Genomic DNA, 17,538 nt, shown 5'->3' on the forward strand with positions numbered 1-17,538 from the left:
GTGTCAGTGGTGCTTCTCGTGGGTGTTTTTCTCCCCAGGTAACCCTGGCCTATGGGAACGCTCCCATCAAGGGTTTCCGTGCATCGGCCCCGGAGCTCAGATCGCCTTATCCGGCCCGATAAACCCCGGACACGTCACCCCGGGCTCGGCCCGGCTGCCGCGGACACCGTGCAGGAGGCCCTGCGGCAGCGCCGAACCGGGTACCTGAGCGCACCCGAACCGGTCTGCGGAAGCAGACCGGAACTCGACCGGTCATACCCGGGAACAGAGACGACCGCCGCCCATCGGGCGTGGCCAGGTCCGGACGCGCGACCCAGCCCCGGATTCGATGATTTCGCTGGTGGGGCGGTCTTTTTCCCGTGGGGCAATGAGTTCGTGGCTTCGGGCGCGTCGAAAAACTCCTGGTCATTTATTCCGAGCTCACGCATGATGGGCCACCTGAGGGACTGCTCGGGGTGTTGGAGCGCACGGAGTTCTCCGCTCGGCTCGGGCCAGTTGCCGACCCCCTCAGCGAGGGGCGCCGACGCGGGTGTTCTGCCGTGCCATGCACATGCGCGCTTCCCGTGGGAGGGGACGAGACGGTGAGACCTGACCCGACTGACCTGGACCCGATGGACGGCGAGACAGCCTCCGAGTATCTGTGTCGGCAGCTGCCCTCGGAGTGGTTCGAGACCGACGCCGCCCACAAGACCGCCCGCTTGGCCACCCTCTGCCCGGCAGGTGCCGAACGCGCTGTTCCGGCCGTACAGGAGCTCTCCGATGAGGAGCGCGAGGCGGTTCTGTTCCGTTTCGTCCACTACGTGTCCGAGGGTGCGATCCGTGCCGCCGCTTTCATCGCGTCCGACTGGACTCTCGCCCGACCGGACGGGGACACGGACCTGAGCCTGCCCGCCTTCGGTTCGGTCGACGAGGCCAGGGACTGGATGCGGGCCAACTCCGGGTTCCTGGCCAGCTGTGTGGCCTGGGCGCGGAGCCGCGGTAGGCACGAGACGGTCTGCCGCACGGTGGAGTCCGCCGAGGCCTACATGCGGGAGACCGGTGAGTTCGATGCCCTCGTCGGACTGTTGAGGGCGGGGCTGGACTCGTCCCGGGCCCTGGGCGACACGGTGTGGCAGGCCCGGATGCGCAACCTGGTGGGCCTGGCACTCCTCACGGACGTGAGAACGAGGGGTGCGAGAACGCTCGACGAGGCTGACGGGGAATTCGCCGCGTCCTACGCGTTGGCTGCTGCCGACGGCGACCACCGGGGCCGTGCGTCCGCCCTGGAGGGCAGGGGCCTGATCGCTTTGGCTGACGGCCGCCACGCCGACGCCCTGTCCCTGTTCACGAGGGTCCGACCGCTCAAGGAGGCCGTGGGGTGCCCGCGCGGCCTGGCGGTCCTGGACCTGTTGGTCGGTCGCACCCTGATCAACATGGGACGCTTCGACCACGCTCTCGAATACCTGGACGCGGCTCTGGAGTTCTTCGTGGCTCCGGGCGACGGCAGCCCGGTGGACGAGGTCAACATAGCCAGGGTGCGGCGGGAGCGGGGGCGTGTGCTGGTCGCCAAGCGCAGGTGGTCCGAGGCCCAGAGGGAACTGGACCTGGCCCTGATGGGGTTCGCGGCCAGAGGGCTCGTCCACCAGTCGGCCCGGGTGCGCGAGATGTTGGCCGGACACGCCCAGCTGACCGGTGTGCGGGACTGGAAGACCCACCTCGTGGAGGCGGAGCGGCTGTACCGGGAGAACGGCAACGAGACCGAGGCCAGGAGGCTCCGCACCTACCTGGAGTAGCTCCGGTGTTCGTTGGTCACGGTCAGCGTGTACTCGTCCCCGGCCCGCACGCGCAGACCGGGCTCGGCTGAGCGGAGCCGCGGGTCGGGCGTGGTGAAAGCCAGCCAGGGGCGGGCAAGGGCGGGCAGCTGGACGGTCGCTTCGACAGGCGGCCCGGGCTGGTTGGTGCCCGGGCCATCCGACGGGACCGACCGCCCGGGGCCTCAGCTCAGGCGGCGGGCCCCGGTGGAGGGCAGGGCGGTGAACACCACCGGTTCGTCGAAACCCTGCTCGGCGAAGGCCGCGCGCACCACCTCGCCGCAGTCCGCGGCGTTTTCGGTGTCCACCAGGGCGATCACGCAGCCGCCGAAGCCGCCGCCGGTGATCCGTGCGCCCAGGGCCCCCGCCGACAGTACGGCCGTCACCGCCGTGTCCACCTCGGGCACGCTCACCTCGTAGTCGTCGCGCAGGGAAGCGTGCGAGGCGGTGAACAGCGGCCCCGACTCGCGGGGCCGACCGGCCCTGAACAGGGCCACGGCTTCGAGCACACGCGCGTTCTCAGTGACCACGTGCCGCACCCGGCGGCGGGAGATGTCGTCCGGGAGCGCGGCCAGGGCTTCGGGCAGCTCCCCGGCCGAGACGTCCCGCAGCGACCGTACCCCCAGGATCCGGGCGGCCTCCTCGCAGGCGCGTCGGCGCTCGGCGTAGGCGCCCTCCACCAGGCGGCGCGGGGCCCGGGTGTCCACCACCAGCAGCGACATCCCGTGCGCGGCCGGGTCGAACGGCACCTGCTCGGTCTCCAGGGAACGGCAGTCCAGGAAGAGCGCACGCCCCTCGTCGGCCAACATCACCGCGGACTGGTCCATGATTCCGCAGGGCATCCCCACGAAGTCGTTCTCCGCGCGCTGGGCCAGTCGTGCCACCTCGGCCGGAGCGGGTTCGCCAGGGGATCCGGACGAGGACTCCGCGCCGTACAGGCCGGTGGCGGCGAGCACCGTCGCACAGGACACCGCCGCCGAGGTGGACAGCCCGCTTCCGGTGGGGATGTGGCTCTCCACCAGCAGGTCCAGCCCGCCGATGTCGTACCCCTCGTCGAGCAGTGTCCACAGCGCCCCGGCCTGGTAGGCGGCCCAGCCGGTTACACCGCCCGGGGACAGGTCTACCAGGCGAACCTCGAAGGCGCCGTCGAACTGGCGCGAGCGCAGCCGGGCGATGCCGTCCGGGCGGCGCGCGGCGGCCACGGTCAGCGAGTGGGGCAGGGCGATCGGCAGGGCGAAACCGTCGTTGTAGTCGGTGTGCTCACCGATGAGGTTGATCCGCCCCGGAGCGGTCCACACCCCCTCGGGGGCCGTACCGAACAGCTCTCGGAAGTCCTCCGCGATGTCATTCGCGCGCTGCTCGCTTATGCGGTGGTCGCTCACTTGGTGGTCTCCCCCTTGCGGGTGAAGGCCCAGGCGTCCGCCACGATCTCGTCCAGTTCGCGCACGGGCTCCCAGCCCAGTTCCGTGCGGGCCCGTTCGGTGGAGGCCACCAGTACCGCCGGGTCGCCCGCGCGCCGGGGGCCCTCGACCACCGGGACGGGGTGCCCGGTGACCCGCCGCACCGCGGCCAGGATCTCGCGCACCGAGTACCCGCCGCCACCACCCAGGTTGTACACCCGGTGGGCGCCCGGCTCGACGTGTTCCAACGCCCGTAGGTGGGCGTCGGCGAGGTCGGCCACGTGCAGGTAGTCGCGGATCGCGGTGCCGTCCGCGGTGGGGTAGTCGGTACCGAAGAGCGAGGCGTGCGGGACCTGCCCGGAGGCCACCCGCAGGAGGTTCGGGATCAGGTGGGTCTCGGGGTCGTGCCGCTCACCGAACGTCCGGTAGGCGCCGGCCACGTTGAAGTACCGCAGGCTCACCGCGCCCAGCCCGTGCGCCCGGGTCCATCCGGCCAGCATGTGGTCGACGGCGAGTTTGCTCGCGCCGTAGGGGTTGGTGGGTACGGCCGGGTCGCTCTCGCGCAGCGGTGCGTCCGAGGGCGGGTTCCCGTAGGTGGCGGCGGTGGAGGAGAACACGAGGCGCCGCACCCGGTGGGTACGGGCCGCCTCCAGCAGGGCGAGTGTGCCGCCCACGTTGTTGGCCCAGTACGGCCCCGGGTCCTGGACCGACTCGCCGACCAGCGACTTGGCGGCGAAGTGCAGGACGGCGTCGAAGGTCGGGTCGAGCACGTCGGCGGCGGCGTGCAGGTCCCCCTCGACCAGGGTCGCGCCCGAGGGGACGGCGTCGCGGTGTCCGGCGGAGAGCACGTCGAGCACGGTGACCTCGTGCCCGGCCTCCAGCAGGAACGCGGTGACGACACTGCCGACGTAACCGGCGCCGCCGGTGACGAGGAGCTTCACGGATCAGGCCTCTCGGAGTCGCTGGGCGGTGGTCTCGGGGGCCACGTCGTTGCTGAACACACCCGCGCCGGACTCGGTTCCGGCCAGGTACTTGAGTTTGCCGGGGGCGCGGCGCACGGAGAACAGTTCCAGGCGCAACCGGGCGAGCCCGCGGAGCCCGGGGTCGTTGACGGGGGCCTGGTGCCAGGCGGAGATGTAGGGCAGCGGGGTGTCGTACAGCCGGTCCGCGCGGCCGAGGAGGTCGCCGTAGAGCTCGGCGAGGGCGGTGCGCTCGGCGTCGTTCAGGGCGGGTAGGTCGGGCACGGCCCGATGCGGGTAGACGTGGACCTCGACCGGCCAGCGGGCCGCCTCGGGGACGAAGGCCGTCCAGTGCTCGTTGCGCAGGACCACGCGGGGACCGGCGCTCTCGGATTCCAGGATGTCGGCGAACAGGTCGCGTCCGGTCCCGTCCCGGTGCAGGCGGGCGGATTCCAGGTCGCGTTCGGTCCTGGGGGTGACGAACGGGAGCGCGTAGATCTGCCCGTGCGGGTGGTGCAGGGTCACCCCGATCTCCGGGCCCCGGTTCTCGAAGACGTACACCTGGTGTACCTCGGGCCGGGCGGACAGCTCGTCGGTGCGGTCGGCCCAGGCGTCCACGACGGTGCGCAGCCGTTCGGGGCCGAGTTCGGCGAGGGAGGTGGCGTGGTCGGAGGAGAAGCAGACCACCTCGCAGCGGCCCTGGGATCCGCTGAGGGCGGGGAAGCGGTTCTCGAAGGCCACCACGTCGTAGGAGGACGAGGGCACCTCGGTCAGCCGGTCGCCCAGGGAGGGGCACAGCGGGCACTCGTCGCTGGGCGGCAGGTGGGTGCGGCCCTGGCGGTGGGCGGCCAGGATGACGTGTTCGCGGCGGAGCGGGTCCCAGCGCAGCTCCGAGCCGGAGGCGGCCGGCGGCAGGTCCCGCAGGTCAGGGAGCTCCCGGCGGACGCCGTGCCCCTCGTCGTAGTAGATGATCTCCCGGCCGTCGGCCAGGCGCGTGGCGGTCTTCCTCATGGGGTCTCCCGGATGACGTCGGCGACCACGAGGCGGCCCACGCGGTCCTGGAGGGTCTCGCGTGCGTCGGGGGTGAGGCGCTCGTCGGTGACGAGCACGTCGCAGCGGTCCAGCGGGGCGATGGTGCTGATGCCGACCGTCCCCCACTTGGTGTGGTCGGCGGCGACCACCAGGGTCTGGGCCGACTCCACCAGGGCACGGTTGGTCTCGGACTCCGTCAGGTTGGGCGTGCTGAACCCGGCCCGCTCGTGCATGCCGTGCACACCCAGGACCAGGGTGTCCAGGTTGATCCCGCGGACGGAGGCCAGGGCGAGGGGGCCGACGAGGGCGTCCGAAGGGGTGCGGAAACCACCGGTCAGCGCCACGGTCTGGTCGGTGCGCTCGGACCGGTAGAAGACCTCGGCCACGTGGATCGAGTTGGTGATGACGGTGAGCCCGGGTGTCTCGCGCAGGTACTCGGCGACCAGGGCGGTGGTGGTCCCGGCGGACAGACCCACCGCGCTGTGGGGCTCGACCAGCTCGGTGACGGCGCGGGCGATCGCGTGCTTCTCCGCGGACTGGCGGGTGGACTTCGCCTCGAACCCGGGCTCCTCGGTGCGGGCCCCCTCGGGGGCGACGGCGCCGCCGTGGACCTTGCGCAGTTCGCCCCGGTGCTCCAGGGCGTCGAGGTCGCGCCGGATGGTCATGTCCGACACGGCGAAGGCCTCGACGAGGTCGGTGACGCGGACGCCTCCGTCCCGCCGGACCTGTTCGAGGATCAACTCCTGCCGTTGTGCGGCCAGCATCCGCCCTCCAGAACGATAGATGTTGGATTCTGTTTGATTAAGGTGCCCTGTTGGGCTGTCTGCTGTCAACGGCCCAGGTGATGCTGCGATATTTTGTTGATATCTGTCTGGGAGTGTTGACAGGGGCGGGCTTGTCTCCCGAAGCTGGTGACCCCCGCGGGGAAACTCCGCCGCCGGGCCGACCCCTGGGAGCGAGTAAGGGATGACCCACCACCGGACCATCGAACTCCGCGCCGCCGGGACCGCGCTGGTGCTGGGGGTTCCCGACTCCGGGCTGCCGCACGTCCTGCACTGGGGCGCCGACCTGCCCGACCTCGAGGGACTGGCCGCGGCGGCCTCGCCCGCGGCGGCCAACAACGGGGTGGACACACCCGCCTGGATCTCACTGCTGCCGACCCAGGGGGAGGGCTGGCGCGGCCACCCCGGACTGTCCGGACACCACGAGGGCCGGGTGACCTATCCCCGCTGGCACCGGGTCGAGGTGGTCGTCGACCCCATGGAGGGCGCAGACACCGGTGCGGACGGCGCCGTAGGCGCGGGCGACAGGGCCGGAGCGGGCGGCCAGGCCACCGTGACCGCTGAGGGCGGCGGTCTGCGGATCCGGTGCGAGCTGCGGCTGGAGGCCTCCGGGCTGGTCCGGGCGCGCAACACCGTCACCAACCTCGACCCCGACCCGTGGACCCTGGACGCCCTGCACGTGACCCTGCCGCTGCCCCGGGAAGCCGAGGAGGTCCTGGACCTGACCGGGCGGTGGGTCCGTGAACGCTCCCCACAACGGCAGCCGCTCAGCATGGGCACCCGGATGCGGGCCTCCCGGCGCGGCCGCTCCGGACACGACGCCCCGCTGCTGCTCACCGCGGGCAGCACCGGCTTCGGGTTCCGGCACGGCGAGGTCTGGGGCGTGCACACCGCCTGGAGCGGCGACCACGTCCACCTGGCCGAACGCCTCCCCGAGGGCGCCGGGCAGGCCGACGCGGTGATCGCGGGCGGCGAACTCCTGCACCCCGGTGAGGTCCGGCTGGTCCGGGGACAGTCCTACAGCACCCCCTGGGTGTTCCTGTCCTGGTCGGACAGGGGACTGGACGGCATGTCCGCCCGCGTCCACCGGTGGCTGCGAGCCCGCCCCGAGCACTCTCGCGCGCCCCGCCCGGTGGTCCTCAACACCTGGGAGGCGGTCTACTTCGACCACGACCTCACCCGGTTGACCGAGCTCGCCGACACCGCCGCGCGGATCGGGGTGGAGCGCTTCGTCCTCGACGACGGCTGGTTCCGGGGGCGGCGCGACGACACCGCCGGGCTCGGCGACTGGACCGTGGACCCCGACGTGTGGCCGGACGGACTGCACCCGCTCTTCGACCACGTCCGCGCCCTGGGTATGGAAGTGGGGCTGTGGGTCGAACCGGAGATGGTCAACCCCGACTCCGACCTCGCCCGCGCACACCCGGACTGGCTGCTCGCCCCCGAGGACCATCTGCCCCCGCCCAGCCGCAACCAGCAGGTCCTGGACCTGGGACGGCCCGAAGTGCTGGAGCACGTGTTCGGGCGGTTGGACTCGCTGGTCACCGAGTACCGGCCGGACTACCTCAAGTGGGACCACAACCGCGACCTCATGGAGGCGGTGCACCGACCGACCGGAAGTGCCGGGGTGCACGGCCAGACCCACGCGGTCTACGCGCTCCTGGACCGGCTGCGTGAACACCACCCCGGGCTCGAGATCGAGTCCTGCTCCTCCGGCGGCGGCCGCGTGGACCTGGGTATCCTCGCCCGCACCGACCGCGTGTGGGCCTCGGACAACAACGACCCCCTGGAGCGGCTGGCCATCCAGCGGTGGACCGGCTTGCTGCTGCCGCCCGAGCTGGTCGGCAGCCACGTGGGCGGACCCGAGTCGCACACCACGGGACGGGTCACCGCACTGTCCGCCCGGCTGCTCACCAGCCTGATGTCGCACGCCGGGATCGAGTGGGACGTCACCGGCTGCTCCGAGGACGAGCTCGCCGCGCTCACCTCGTGGATCGGGCTGTACAAGGAGCTGCGGCCGCTGCTGCACTCCGGCGACCCGGTGCACGCGGATCCCGCGGACCCCGCCGAACAGCTCGACGGGGTGGTCGCACCAGATCGCGGCGAGGCGGTGTTCCGGTACGCCCGACTGGCGTCGTCCGCGCGCGCCCTGCCCGGGCGGGTCCGCCTCCCCGGACTGGGGGAGGACCGCCGGTACCGGGTCACCTGGCGGCGGGAGGCGGGGTGCCCGTCGACCATGCAACAGGTGATGCCCGAATGGTTCGTCAAAGGCGAGGCGGTGGTCTCGGGCGCCGTACTGGTCCGGTCCGGTCTGCAGATGCCGGGGCTCAACCCGGCCCAGGCGCTGCTGCTGCACCTCAGGGAGGTCTGAGGGCCCCTCCCGCCTTCGGCCTCCCTAGAGGCGGCTCAGCTGCTGAGGCCTGCCGGGCCGCTCTTCCTCCTGGGATGTGGAGGACGCGCTGCCGGGGGCGGTCTCCTCCTCGCCTGGCGGGCGGTGTGAGGTGAGTTGGACCAGCAGTACCGCGCCGACGGCCGCGAGGGCTCCGATGCCCTGAACCGGGGTGAGGGTCTCGTTGAGCACCAGGAAGCCGAGCAGGGTCGCGGTGAGCGGGCTGGCGAAGGACAGGAAGGACACCGCCAGGGCCGGGAGCCGCTCCAGGCCGCGGAACCAGAGCACGTAGGCGAGCAGGGCGCCGATCAGGCCCAGGTAGGCGAACCCGGCCAGGTTGGTCGGGGTGAGGCTGCCGGGCAGGCCCTCGAAGAGCAGGGTCGGGGGCAGCAGGACCAGGCCGCCCGCGGTGAGCTGCCAACCGGTGACGCCGAGCAGGCTCACATCCTCGGGGCGGCCCCAGCGTTTGGCGAGCACGATGCCGCTGCCCATGGAGATCGCGGCGGCGAGCCCGGCCAGGACGCCGACCGGGTTCAGGGCGGCCTCCGGGCCCACGACCAGCAGTCCGACCCCGAAGGCGCCGAGCGCGCAGGCCAGGAGGTGGACCAGCCGGAGCCGGTCGCCGAGCAGGAGGGCGGCCAGGAGCATGACGATCACCGGTTGGACCGACATCACCAGGGCGGCGATCCCGCCGGGCAGCAGGTAGGCGGCGACGTAGAGCAGGTAGAGGAAGGCGCCGATGTTGAGGGTGCCCAGGACCAGGGAGCGCCACCACCACACGCCAGCGGGCAGGGCCCGGGCGAACAGCACCAGGAGCAGTCCGGCGGGCAGTGCACGCAGGAGGGCGGCCAGGAAGGGGCGGTCCGGCGGCAGGAACTCGGTGGTGACCAGGTAGGTGCTGCCCCAGACCATCGGGGCCAGGGCGGTGAGCAGGGAGTCGGCGGCGATCCGTCCGCGGCCGGTCACAGCGGTTCCCCGTAGCGGTCACCGAAGGCGACGCGGTGCAGTGGCAGGCGGCCGGGGTGGCGGCGCTGCTCGGCCGGGTAGCCGACGGAGAGCAGCAGGGCGACGGCGAGGTCGTCGCGGTCGTCGGCACCGATCGCCTTGAGGACCTGGGCCTCGTCCCAGCCGTTCATGGGTGAGCTGGCCAGCCCGGCCGCGGAGGCGGCGAGCATCGTGTGGGTGGCGGCGATGACGGCGTCCTTGACCGCGTACTCGCGGCCGAGCCCGCGGGCGTCGAGTGCCCGCTGGAAGTCGATCCCGGAGGTCGCGGTGGCGTGTACGAAGCCCTCGTCCCAGGCCCGGTTGTCCCGGGCGGCGCGATAGATGCCGCTCAGGTCCTCGTGCCAACGGCCGGTCTCGGCGAGGAAGACCAGGGTCAGCGGCGCCTCGCGAGGCTGGCGCTGACCGTAGGCGGCTCGGGAGAGCGCCTCCCGGGCGACGGGGTCGCGCACGGCCACCACGGAGCGGGACTGGAAGTTCCAGCTGGAGGGCGCCTCCATGGTGAGTTCGAGCAGCTCGTTCAGGAGGGCTGCGGGGACCGGGTCCGGGCGGAAGCGGCGGACGCTGCGCCGGTGGCGGATGGCCTCGGCGACGGTGGGGGGCGTCATGCAAAAACCTTTCGATGTCGAAATGTTCGATGTCGAAAGATTATGCGAGGGTTTCCGGGGGAGTCAAGGACGCGGCGCTATGCTCTCCGGATGAACGACGCCGTCGACCTCTACCTCGCCCAATGGGCCCGTGAGCGGCCCGACCTCGACACCTCCTCGATGGGGATCATCGGCCGGATGAACCGCCTCCAGCAGATCCTGGGCCGGGGGGTCGGTGACCTCCTGGCCGAGTACGACCTGGAGCGCTGGGAGTTCGACGTGCTGGCCACCCTGCGCCGGTCCGGCCCGCCCTACCGGCTGAACAACAAGGACCTGGTGCGGATGATGATGGTGGGATCGGCCGCCATGACCAACCGGGTCGACCGCCTTGTGTGCAAGGAGCTGGTCCACCGGGCGGTCGACCCCGCCAATCGGCGCCGCGTGCTGGTCAGCCTCACCGACAAGGGCCTGGACCTGGTGAACGGGGCGGTGGAGGGGCACGTGGCCAACGGGGCCCGGCTGCTCGACGGGCTCAGCGATCAGGAGCAGGCCCGGCTCGCCGACCTGCTGCGCACGCTGCTGCTCTCCCTGGGCGACACCGCCCCCGAGGAGCCCTGATCCCACGGGGGCGGCGGGCCCGGGCACGACGAAGGGGAGGCCCCGTGTTCGGGGCCTCCCCTCGGAATCCTGTTCGGACCGCCGGGGCTCAGCGCCGACGGTCGTTCCGGACTACTACCCCTTGGGCTTGTCGTCCGGGGTCAGGGCGTCCTTGACCTTCTCGCCCGCCTGTTTGAGCTTGGACTTGGTCTGTTCGGCCTTGCCCTCGGCCTGCCACTGCTCGTTGTCGGTGGCCTTGCCGAGGCCCTCCTTGGCCTTGCCCTTGAACTCGTCGAACTTGTTCTCGGCCTTGTCCTTCTCGGACACGGGAGCCTCCTTCGATCGATTCCACCCACAGCCCTGTCCGATTTGCGCGGAGCTAATCATCCCCGGGGAGGCGAATGTGGCCGAAGTGAAGCAGGTCACCCGGTAAGGCTCAGTTGTGAGCGGGGGCGATCGGGACGACGGAGGCGAAGGGGGCGCGGGTGGTCAGGCGCTCGGCGATGCCCTCGCGGACCATGGCCTTGGCGGTGCGCACGGCCTCGCCCACCTCGGCGCCCTTGGCCAGTTCGGCGGTGATCGCGGCGGCGAAGGTGCAGCCCGCGCCGCTCACGCGCTCCTCGCCGATCTTCGGGGCGCTCAGGACGGTGACCTCCTCGCCGTCGAAGTAGACGTCGACGGCGTCCGGGCCGGGCAGTTCGGTGCCGCCCTTGACGATCACGTGCCGGGGGCCGAGCTCGCGGATGCGGCGGGCGGCCTCGACGAGGTCGTCGACGGTGTCCAGCGACTCCATCCCGGCGAGGGTGCGGGCCTCGAAGTGGTTCGGGGTGATGACGGTGGCCAGCGGCAGGATCTGCGCGGTCAGGGCCTTGTCGGTGTCCAGTGCGGCGCCGGGCTCCTGGCCCTTGCAGATGAGGACCGGGTCGAGGACCACGTGCCGCCACGGCTGGCGCCGGAGGGCCTCGGCGACCACGTCGATGGTGTCCGGGGTGCCGAGCATGCCGATCTTGACGACGTCGAGGTCGTGGCAGGTGGTGGCCGCCTCGATCTGGTCGGCGATGACGCCCGGGTCGACCGGGACGAAGCGGTGGCCCCAGTCGTTCTTCGGATCGAAGGAGACGATGCAGGTGATCGTCCCGGCCCCGTAGACGCCCAGTTCCTGGAAGGCCTTGAGGTCGGCCTGGATCCCGGCGCCGCCGGTGGCCTCCGAACCTGCGATCACGTACGCGCGGTTGGTCATCGCCAACCTCCCTCTAGCTTGTTGTGCTGTTGCGCGGTGTCGGAGCCCTCTCGGGTCACGAACCCTGGGATAGTGCATCACAGCTGAACATTTCCGGCATATAGGGCAGGTTTGGGGTGTTCGGTGGACTCCTGAAGCGGACCCCTGAAGACCGCGCCCACGGCCCTCGCAAGTCTAGGCGGAGGCTGTCAGGGGAGCCGGTCGCGCCGCCCGGGGGATCACAGGTGGGAGAGGAGGACGTCCGTGGTGTCGTAACCGTTGGCGTAGGCGCCGTCCACAGTGTTCTCGCCGGTGGTCGGCTCGCCCGCGAAATACACGACCCCCTCCAGCGGCACCGCCAGCGAGTCCGGTGCGTCGTGCGCGCCCGGCGGGACGAACAGGTAGGCGCCCCGGCTGAACTCGTCGGCCGCCCAGTCGTGGGTGGTCCGGGCGAGCGGCTCGGGAGCCTCCTCGCCGAGCGCCTCGGACAGCGCCGCCAGCCCGGTCGTGAACCGCTCCCCGGTCGGCATGCCCTGGAGCTCGCGGGCCTTCTCGCCCGCGGCCCAGGCGACGACCACCTCGGGGTCCTCCCGGGACACGCACCAGAACACGAACCCCGAGTCCTCGTCCCAGCCCAGGGCGTCCTCGTCGGCGGGGAAGACCGCGCGGTCGAACTCGTACACGAGCTTGAGGGCGTCGGTGCGGTCCAGGGCGTCGACGGCGTCGCGGTGCCCGGCGGGGAGCTCCGGTTCGAAGGTCACGTCACCGGCCTTGAGGACGCCGATCGGTAGGGTGAGCACGCAGCGGTCCGCGCGCACCTGCGTTCCGCCCCCGGGGCCGGACACGTCCAGCCGCACGCCCCGGCCGGACCAGCGCACGCGGTCAACGGTGTGTTGCAGGCGGATGTCCAGGTCGTGGGAGAGCGGTGGAAGGAGGCTGTCGTAGCCGCCGACCACCCGGAAGTTCTCCCGCGGGACGGTCCACCAGTCGAAGAGCCCGTACTCGCGCATCCACACCGCGCTCCACCGCTCCAGCGACTCGTTGTCGACGGACACCGGCGGCCACCGCTCCTCGGGGACGCCCATCCGGCGCAGGTAGGCGGCGGCGTCCTCGTCGGCTCGGGGCGGATCGGGGGTCGTCAGGGGTTCGGGCGTCCCGTTCCCGGCGCGGACCGGGACGGTCTCCGCTCCGGCCTCCGTCACCAGCTCCCAGGTGTAGGCCTCCCGGCCGTGGATCAGCCCGGCGCCCAGTTCGACCGGGACCGAGCTGAAGGTGTGGTCGGTGTACAGCTGGCCGCCGATCCGGTCGCGCGCCTCCAGGACGATCACGGACAGCCCGTGGTCGGCCAGGTTCCGCGCGGCCGAGAGACCGGTCACCCCGGCACCGATCACGGCCACGTCCCAGCGTTCCCGGGACAGGTGGGCCGAGGCGCCCAGGGCCACCGCTCCACCCAGGAGCACACCCCCGCCGACCAGCAGGGACCTCCGGCTCACCGCCGTCGGCGGGTTGCCGTCCGAACCCCGTCTGCCCGAGCCCACGCCGCCTCCTGAGTCCCCTGCGCGGCCCCCGGTCCGAGGGACGCCACACCCGCATTATCCGGGCACCGCAGACCGGGCCGGGCCCGGGGAGCCCCTGAGCAGGGGGCGGGCCGGACGGCGCGGCCGGAAGCGGCCAGGAGTTGCGCAAATAAAAATATGTTTCTAATATTTTTATATGCCACGCACCGCGGACCACGACGAGAGAAGGCGCCAGGTCGCCGAAGCCCTGCTGCGCGCCATCGCCCGCAAGGGCCTGGCCAAGACCACCTTCGCCGACGTCGCCGACGAGCTCGGCGCCTCCGTCGGCCTGGTCCAGCGCTACTTCCGCAGCAAGGACGACCTGCTGCGCTTCGGGGTCGAGCACCTCTACAAGCGCGGTGAGGAGCGGATCGCCGAGGTCGAGCGCACCCTGCCCGTCCGCGACCTGCTGTTCCGGGTCGCCCGCACCCTGCTGCCCCTGGACGAGGAACGGCAGCGGGAACTCACCGTGTGGCTGGAGTTCCTGCCCGCCACCGTCCACGACCCCGAGATGGCCGAACTCCACCGCTCCGCCGCCCATGAGCTGATCGAGGGGCTGGCCGAGGGGCTCGCCGCCGCCCAGCGCCACGGTGAGCTCTCCGCTGGCCTCGACCCGAGGGCCGAGGCCCTCGCCCTGGCCGCCTTCGTCGACGGGCTCACCATCCACCGACTGGCCACCGCGGACCTGTTCGACGACGCCACGGCCGAACGCTCGCTCCGCCAGTACTTCACCCGGCTCTTCTCCGACCCCGAGGGGCTCGACCCGACCCAGCCCCCGACAGAGGAGAACTGACGTGATCGGCACCGGAACCCCTGCTGGTCAGGGGGCCGAACAGGCGGAACAGGTACCCGCGAGAGGGCGTCTGCCCCTGCTCGACGTCCTGCGGGGCGTCGCCATCCTGGGCACACTCGCCACCAACGTGTGGCTGTTCACCGGTCCCGGCGGAGAATCGGCACTCCTGTACGGCAACGACGGGCTGAGCCCGTTCGCGCCGTTCCTCGCCGACCCCTCCGCCGCGAACCTCGTCGAGGGCGTCTTCCGGACCGCCGCCAACGGCAAGTTCCTCGCCCTGCTCACACTGCTGTTCGGCGTGGGCCTGGCCATCCAGTTCCAGTCGGCGGCCAAACGGGGCACGCGCTGGCCGGGCCCCTACCGGTGGCGGGCACTGTTCCTGTTCGTCGAGGGGACGGTGCACTTCACGCTGGTCTTCGCCGCCGACGTGCTCATGGGGTACGCGGTGGTCGCCCTGCTGGTCGCCTGGCTGCTCACCCGCTCCGACCGGGTCCGGGGCGTCGTCATGTGGGTGTCGCTGGCCCTGCACCTGGCCCTGATGACCCTGCTCACGGCCGTGCTGGCGACCGAACCCGTCGCGCACCCCGCCATGCCGCCCGAAGCCGTCGACCTCTACGCCCACGGCTCCTACCTGGACCAGGTCGCCTTCCGCCTGGACAACGCCCTGGCCCTGCGGGCCGAACCGATCGTCACCTTCGGCCTGATGGTGTTCATGTTCCTGCTGGGCGTGCGCCTCTTCCGGGCCGGTGCCTTCGCCGACGACGCCGCCGGCCGCCGGATCCGCGCCCGGCTGCTCGGGTGGGGGCTCGGCCTGGGTGTTCCGCTCACCGTCGCCGCGTCCCTGGCCGGTCCCGACTGGTTCCTCCTGGACCGCTACGCCGCGGCCCCGCTGGTCGCCCTGGGCCTGATCGGCCTGGTCGGCTGGGTGCTGGACCGGGTGAAGGGCACCGGGCCCGTGGTCACCGGGGTCTCCGCGCTCGGCCGGATGGCGATGACCGGCTACGTCGCGCAGAACGTCATCCTCGTGTTCGTCTGCTACGGCTCCGGACTCGGCCTGGCCGACCGGATGGCGGGCGCGGACTCGTGGTGGGCGATGGGCCTGTGGGCGACCGTCTCGCTCTTCCTGGTCGCGGCGTCGGTGCTGTGGCTGCGGGTCTTCCGGCAGGGACCGCTGGAGGCCCTCCAGAAGAAGGTCCTGTCCCGGGCCCGTTAGAGACCCGCCGCACGGGAGCCGGGAGCCGGAACGGATGGATCAATATGACAGGGCAGTCATGATCACTCTCGGGTACGTCCGGTGTCCCGGCGGGGGAACTGGCCCGGCTGGCGGCCCTCACCGGGGCCGCCCGCGTAGGTCTGGCCGACGTCGAGCCATTCCCGGGCGGCCGCTCCCTCGGCGGTCAGGGACGTGTCGGCCACGTGGCGGCGGCGGGTGAGGACCAGACAGAACTCCTCGGCGTCGCCGCGCACCACGTCCGCGGCGTCATCGGCCCCCATTCGCCACAGCCCGCCGTCGGGGGCGGTCAGCTCCACCCGGACCGCCGCCTCCGGCGTGGGAAGCCCGCGGGCGAAGTAGCTGTAGGGCCGGGCCCGCAGGGCGATGTGGACGATGTGCCGCAGCCGCCCGGTGGGGGTTCGGGTGAGTCCGAGGGCGTCCACCACGTCCTGACCGTGCGCCCAGGTCTCCATCAGCCGCGCGGTCGCCTTGGAGGGCACGCTCATCGGCGGACCGAACCAGGGCACCCGGGTCCCCGGAGGGGCCCCGGCCAGGGCCTCGCGCAGCGCCGCCGAGCCCCGGCGCCACTCCGCGAGCAGGTCGGCGGGGGCGAGGGCTGCCAGCGGGGCCGCCGCGGTGTCCACGTACCCCTCGGGGTCGGCCAGGGCCGCCTCGATCATCTTCGCGAACCCGTCCGCGTCGGTCAGGGCGGTCAGCGCCGACCGGTCGAAGAAGGCCAGGTGGGCGACCTGGTCGGCGATGTTCCAGCCGGGCGAGGGGGTCGCCCTGGCCCAGTCCGCGGGGTCGAGGCCGTCGAGCAGCGCGGCGATCTCCTCCTGCTCCGCGCGCAGGTCCGCCAGCAGGGCGTGTGTGTCGACCACGAATCCTCCTCGGGGGTCGTCCGCCGGTCTTCCAACGGATGTCGGCCAACAGTTCCGACAGATGTTGACTGACTTGTCATGTTCGGCGCACCATAGCAAAGTGTGACCTGGCTCTCCCAGGCCCCCTGGCTGTCCCCGAGACGGATGCGAGTGTGCGTACATGACCGCGACCGACACCCCCCGGACCGATCGTTGGAACACCCCCGAGCGCGCCGCGCTCCGGGAGACGGTGCGGACCTTCGCGGCCAAGGAGATCCTTCCGCACGTGGAACGGTGGGAGGACGAGGGCGAACTGCCCCGCGACCTGCACCGGGAGGCGGGCCGCCTCGGACTGCTCGGCCTCGGCCTGCCGGAGTCCGCGGGCGGCGACGGCGAGATGCTCGACCAGCTCATCGTCTCCGAGGAGGCCGTCCTGGCCGGGGTGCCCACGGGGGTCCTGGCCTCGCTGTTCACCCACACCATCGCGCTGCCAGCCCTGATCGCGGACGGCCGCGAACACCTGCTGCGCGACTACGTCCGCCCCGCCCTGACCGGTGAGCTGGTCTGCTCACTGGGCATCACCGAACCCGACGCGGGCTCGGACGTGGCCCACCTGCGCACCAGCGCGGTCCGCGACGGCGACGAGTGGGTGCTGAACGGGTCCAAGACCTTCATCACCTCCGGCTACCGGGCCGACTTCGTGACGGTGGCCGCCCGCACCTCCGACACTGGGCACGAGGGCATCTCGCTGTTCGTGGTGGAACGCGGCACCCCCGGGTTCACCGCCGCCCGCAAACTGGACAAGATGGGCTGGCGCTCCTCGGACACCGCCGAGCTGTCCCTGGTGGACGTGCGCGTGCCCGCCGACCGGCTCCTCGGCGAGGTCGATCAGGGCTTCTTCCAGATCATGCGCCAGTTCGCCAGCGAGCGGATCGGGCTGTCGGTCCAGGCCTGCGCGATGGCGCGCCGCTGCGTGGACCTGTCACTGGAGTGGGTCCGCGAACGCGAGGCCTTCGGCGGCCCGCTCTCGCGCCGCCAGGTGCTGCGGCACCGGCTGGTGGAGATGCACCGCCGCACCGAGGTGGCCACGGCCTACGTGCGGGGCATCGCCGAGCGGCTCCAGGACGGCGAACCCCTCATCGCGGAGGTGGCGATGGCCAAGAACACCGCTACCGAGGCCATGGACTACGTGGTGGACAACGCCGTCCAGCTGCACGGCGGCATGGGGTTCATGCGCGGCACGGAGGTGGAGCGCCACTACCGCGACGCCAGGGTGTTCAGCATCGGCGGCGGGACCTACGAGATCATGAACGAGGTCATCGCGAAGTTCCTCCCGCTGCGGTGACCGCGAGGCGCGAC

General features: G+C 71.9%; 16 protein-coding genes. 6 read left to right on the top strand and 10 right to left on the bottom strand.

All coding sequences use genetic code 11. The features are described from left to right. Window positions 1-581 precede the first annotated feature (581 nt). A complete protein-coding gene (locus tag NE857_RS04055) occupies window positions 582-1,772 on the top strand; it encodes a tetratricopeptide repeat protein (RefSeq protein WP_254419861.1) in 1,191 nt (396 codons plus the stop codon). 203 nt (window positions 1,773-1,975) lie between these two features. On the opposite strand, the gene galK is transcribed toward NE857_RS04055, so the two are convergent. Genes galK through NE857_RS04075 form a run of 4 tightly spaced genes read right to left on the bottom strand, consistent with a single transcriptional unit; the run spans window position 1,976 to window position 5,945 of the window. Further along, entirely contained in the window at window positions 1,976-3,172 is a 1,197-nt protein-coding gene (gene galK / locus NE857_RS04060; RefSeq protein ID WP_425572152.1) for a galactokinase, read from the bottom strand. After that, a complete protein-coding gene (galE, locus tag NE857_RS04065) occupies window positions 3,169-4,131 on the bottom strand; it encodes a UDP-glucose 4-epimerase GalE (protein WP_254419862.1) in 963 nt (320 codons plus the stop codon). Before galE ends, galK begins: the two co-directional genes overlap by 4 nt. A 3-nt stretch (window positions 4,132-4,134) precedes the next feature. After that, window positions 4,135-5,160 carry a galactose-1-phosphate uridylyltransferase gene (gene galT / locus NE857_RS04070; RefSeq protein ID WP_254419863.1) on the bottom strand — a complete coding sequence of 342 codons (1,026 nt, stop codon included), beginning with the start codon at window positions 5,158-5,160 and terminating at the stop codon, window positions 4,135-4,137. Continuing rightward, window positions 5,157-5,945: a DeoR/GlpR family DNA-binding transcription regulator gene (locus tag NE857_RS04075; RefSeq protein WP_254419864.1), complete on the bottom strand. Its 789-nt coding sequence runs from the start codon at window positions 5,943-5,945 to the stop codon at window positions 5,157-5,159. The genes galT and NE857_RS04075 overlap by 4 nt, the downstream gene beginning before the upstream one ends. 202 nt (window positions 5,946-6,147) lie before the next feature. Here NE857_RS04075 and NE857_RS04080 point away from each other — a divergent pair, with 202 nt between their 5' ends. Then, on the top strand, window positions 6,148-8,334 hold the full coding sequence (locus tag NE857_RS04080; protein ID WP_254419865.1) for an alpha-galactosidase: 2,187 nt from the start codon (window positions 6,148-6,150) through the stop codon (window positions 8,332-8,334). 24 nt (window positions 8,335-8,358) lie between these two features. Here the strand turns inward: NE857_RS04080 and NE857_RS04085 are convergent, their stop codons facing one another. Beyond that, the gene (locus NE857_RS04085) at window positions 8,359-9,318 is read right to left on the bottom strand and encodes an EamA family transporter (protein ID WP_254419866.1); all 960 of its coding nucleotides are present in this window, start codon (window positions 9,316-9,318) and stop codon (window positions 8,359-8,361) included. Then, the gene (locus tag NE857_RS04090) at window positions 9,315-9,962 is read right to left on the bottom strand and encodes a nitroreductase family protein (protein WP_254419867.1); all 648 of its coding nucleotides are present in this window, start codon (window positions 9,960-9,962) and stop codon (window positions 9,315-9,317) included. The genes NE857_RS04085 and NE857_RS04090 overlap by 4 nt, the downstream gene beginning before the upstream one ends. A 90-nt stretch (window positions 9,963-10,052) precedes the next feature. On the opposite strand from NE857_RS04090, the gene NE857_RS04095 reads away from it, so the two are divergent. Further along, the gene (locus NE857_RS04095; protein WP_254419868.1) at window positions 10,053-10,559 is read left to right on the top strand and encodes a MarR family winged helix-turn-helix transcriptional regulator; all 507 of its coding nucleotides are present in this window, start codon (window positions 10,053-10,055) and stop codon (window positions 10,557-10,559) included. A 114-nt stretch (window positions 10,560-10,673) separates the two neighbouring features. Here the strand turns inward: NE857_RS04095 and NE857_RS04100 are convergent, their stop codons facing one another. The 3 genes from NE857_RS04100 to NE857_RS04110 all read right to left on the bottom strand — a co-directional run bounded on the left by NE857_RS04100 (window position 10,674) and on the right by NE857_RS04110 (window position 13,295). Then, window positions 10,674-10,865, bottom strand: coding sequence for a CsbD family protein (locus tag NE857_RS04100; protein WP_254419869.1), 192 nt, complete (start codon window positions 10,863-10,865; stop codon window positions 10,674-10,676). A 109-nt stretch (window positions 10,866-10,974) separates the two neighbouring features. Further along, on the bottom strand, window positions 10,975-11,778 hold the full coding sequence (thiD, locus tag NE857_RS04105; RefSeq protein WP_254419870.1) for a bifunctional hydroxymethylpyrimidine kinase/phosphomethylpyrimidine kinase: 804 nt from the start codon (window positions 11,776-11,778) through the stop codon (window positions 10,975-10,977). A 218-nt stretch (window positions 11,779-11,996) separates the two neighbouring features. Beyond that, the gene (locus NE857_RS04110) at window positions 11,997-13,295 is read right to left on the bottom strand and encodes a flavin monoamine oxidase family protein (RefSeq protein ID WP_254419871.1); all 1,299 of its coding nucleotides are present in this window, start codon (window positions 13,293-13,295) and stop codon (window positions 11,997-11,999) included. Window positions 13,296-13,470: 175 nt separating this feature from the next. Between NE857_RS04110 and NE857_RS04115 the strand changes: the two genes are divergently transcribed. After that, a complete protein-coding gene (locus NE857_RS04115; RefSeq protein WP_254419872.1) occupies window positions 13,471-14,106 on the top strand; it encodes a TetR/AcrR family transcriptional regulator in 636 nt (211 codons plus the stop codon). 1 nt (window position 14,107) lies between these two features. Further along, a complete protein-coding gene (locus tag NE857_RS04120; RefSeq protein WP_425572153.1) occupies window positions 14,108-15,319 on the top strand; it encodes a DUF418 domain-containing protein in 1,212 nt (403 codons plus the stop codon). 62 nt (window positions 15,320-15,381) lie between these two features. Here NE857_RS04120 and NE857_RS04125 read toward each other — a convergent pair whose 3' ends face one another. Then, window positions 15,382-16,200, bottom strand: a complete 819-nt coding sequence (locus NE857_RS04125; protein WP_254419873.1) for a TIGR03084 family metal-binding protein — start codon at window positions 16,198-16,200, stop codon at window positions 15,382-15,384. 160 nt (window positions 16,201-16,360) lie between these two features. Here NE857_RS04125 and NE857_RS04130 point away from each other — a divergent pair, with 160 nt between their 5' ends. Next, entirely contained in the window at window positions 16,361-17,524 is a 1,164-nt protein-coding gene (locus NE857_RS04130; protein ID WP_254419874.1) for an acyl-CoA dehydrogenase family protein, read from the top strand. Window positions 17,525-17,538: the final 14 nt, after the last annotated feature.

The organism is Nocardiopsis exhalans (assembly GCF_024134545.1).
In the GTDB taxonomy this organism is placed as follows: domain Bacteria; phylum Actinomycetota; class Actinomycetes; order Streptosporangiales; family Streptosporangiaceae; genus Nocardiopsis; species Nocardiopsis exhalans.

Excerpts from the sequence above, each read along its gene's own strand:
- galT (WP_254419863.1), bottom strand. The coding sequence starts at position 5,160 with ATGAGGAAGACCGCCACGCGCCTGGCCGACGGCCGGGAGATCATCTAC.
- NE857_RS04075 (WP_254419864.1), bottom strand. The coding sequence starts at position 5,945 with ATGCTGGCCGCACAACGGCAGGAGTTGATCCTCGAACAGGTCCGGCGG.
- NE857_RS04080 (WP_254419865.1), top strand. The coding sequence starts at position 6,148 with ATGACCCACCACCGGACCATCGAACTCCGCGCCGCCGGGACCGCGCTG.
- NE857_RS04090 (WP_254419867.1), bottom strand. The coding sequence starts at position 9,962 with ATGACGCCCCCCACCGTCGCCGAGGCCATCCGCCACCGGCGCAGCGTC.
- NE857_RS04095 (WP_254419868.1), top strand. The coding sequence starts at position 10,053 with ATGAACGACGCCGTCGACCTCTACCTCGCCCAATGGGCCCGTGAGCGG.
- thiD (WP_254419870.1), bottom strand. The coding sequence starts at position 11,778 with ATGACCAACCGCGCGTACGTGATCGCAGGTTCGGAGGCCACCGGCGGC.
- NE857_RS04115 (WP_254419872.1), top strand. The coding sequence starts at position 13,471 with ATGCCACGCACCGCGGACCACGACGAGAGAAGGCGCCAGGTCGCCGAA.
- NE857_RS04130 (WP_254419874.1), top strand. The coding sequence starts at position 16,361 with ATGACCGCGACCGACACCCCCCGGACCGATCGTTGGAACACCCCCGAG.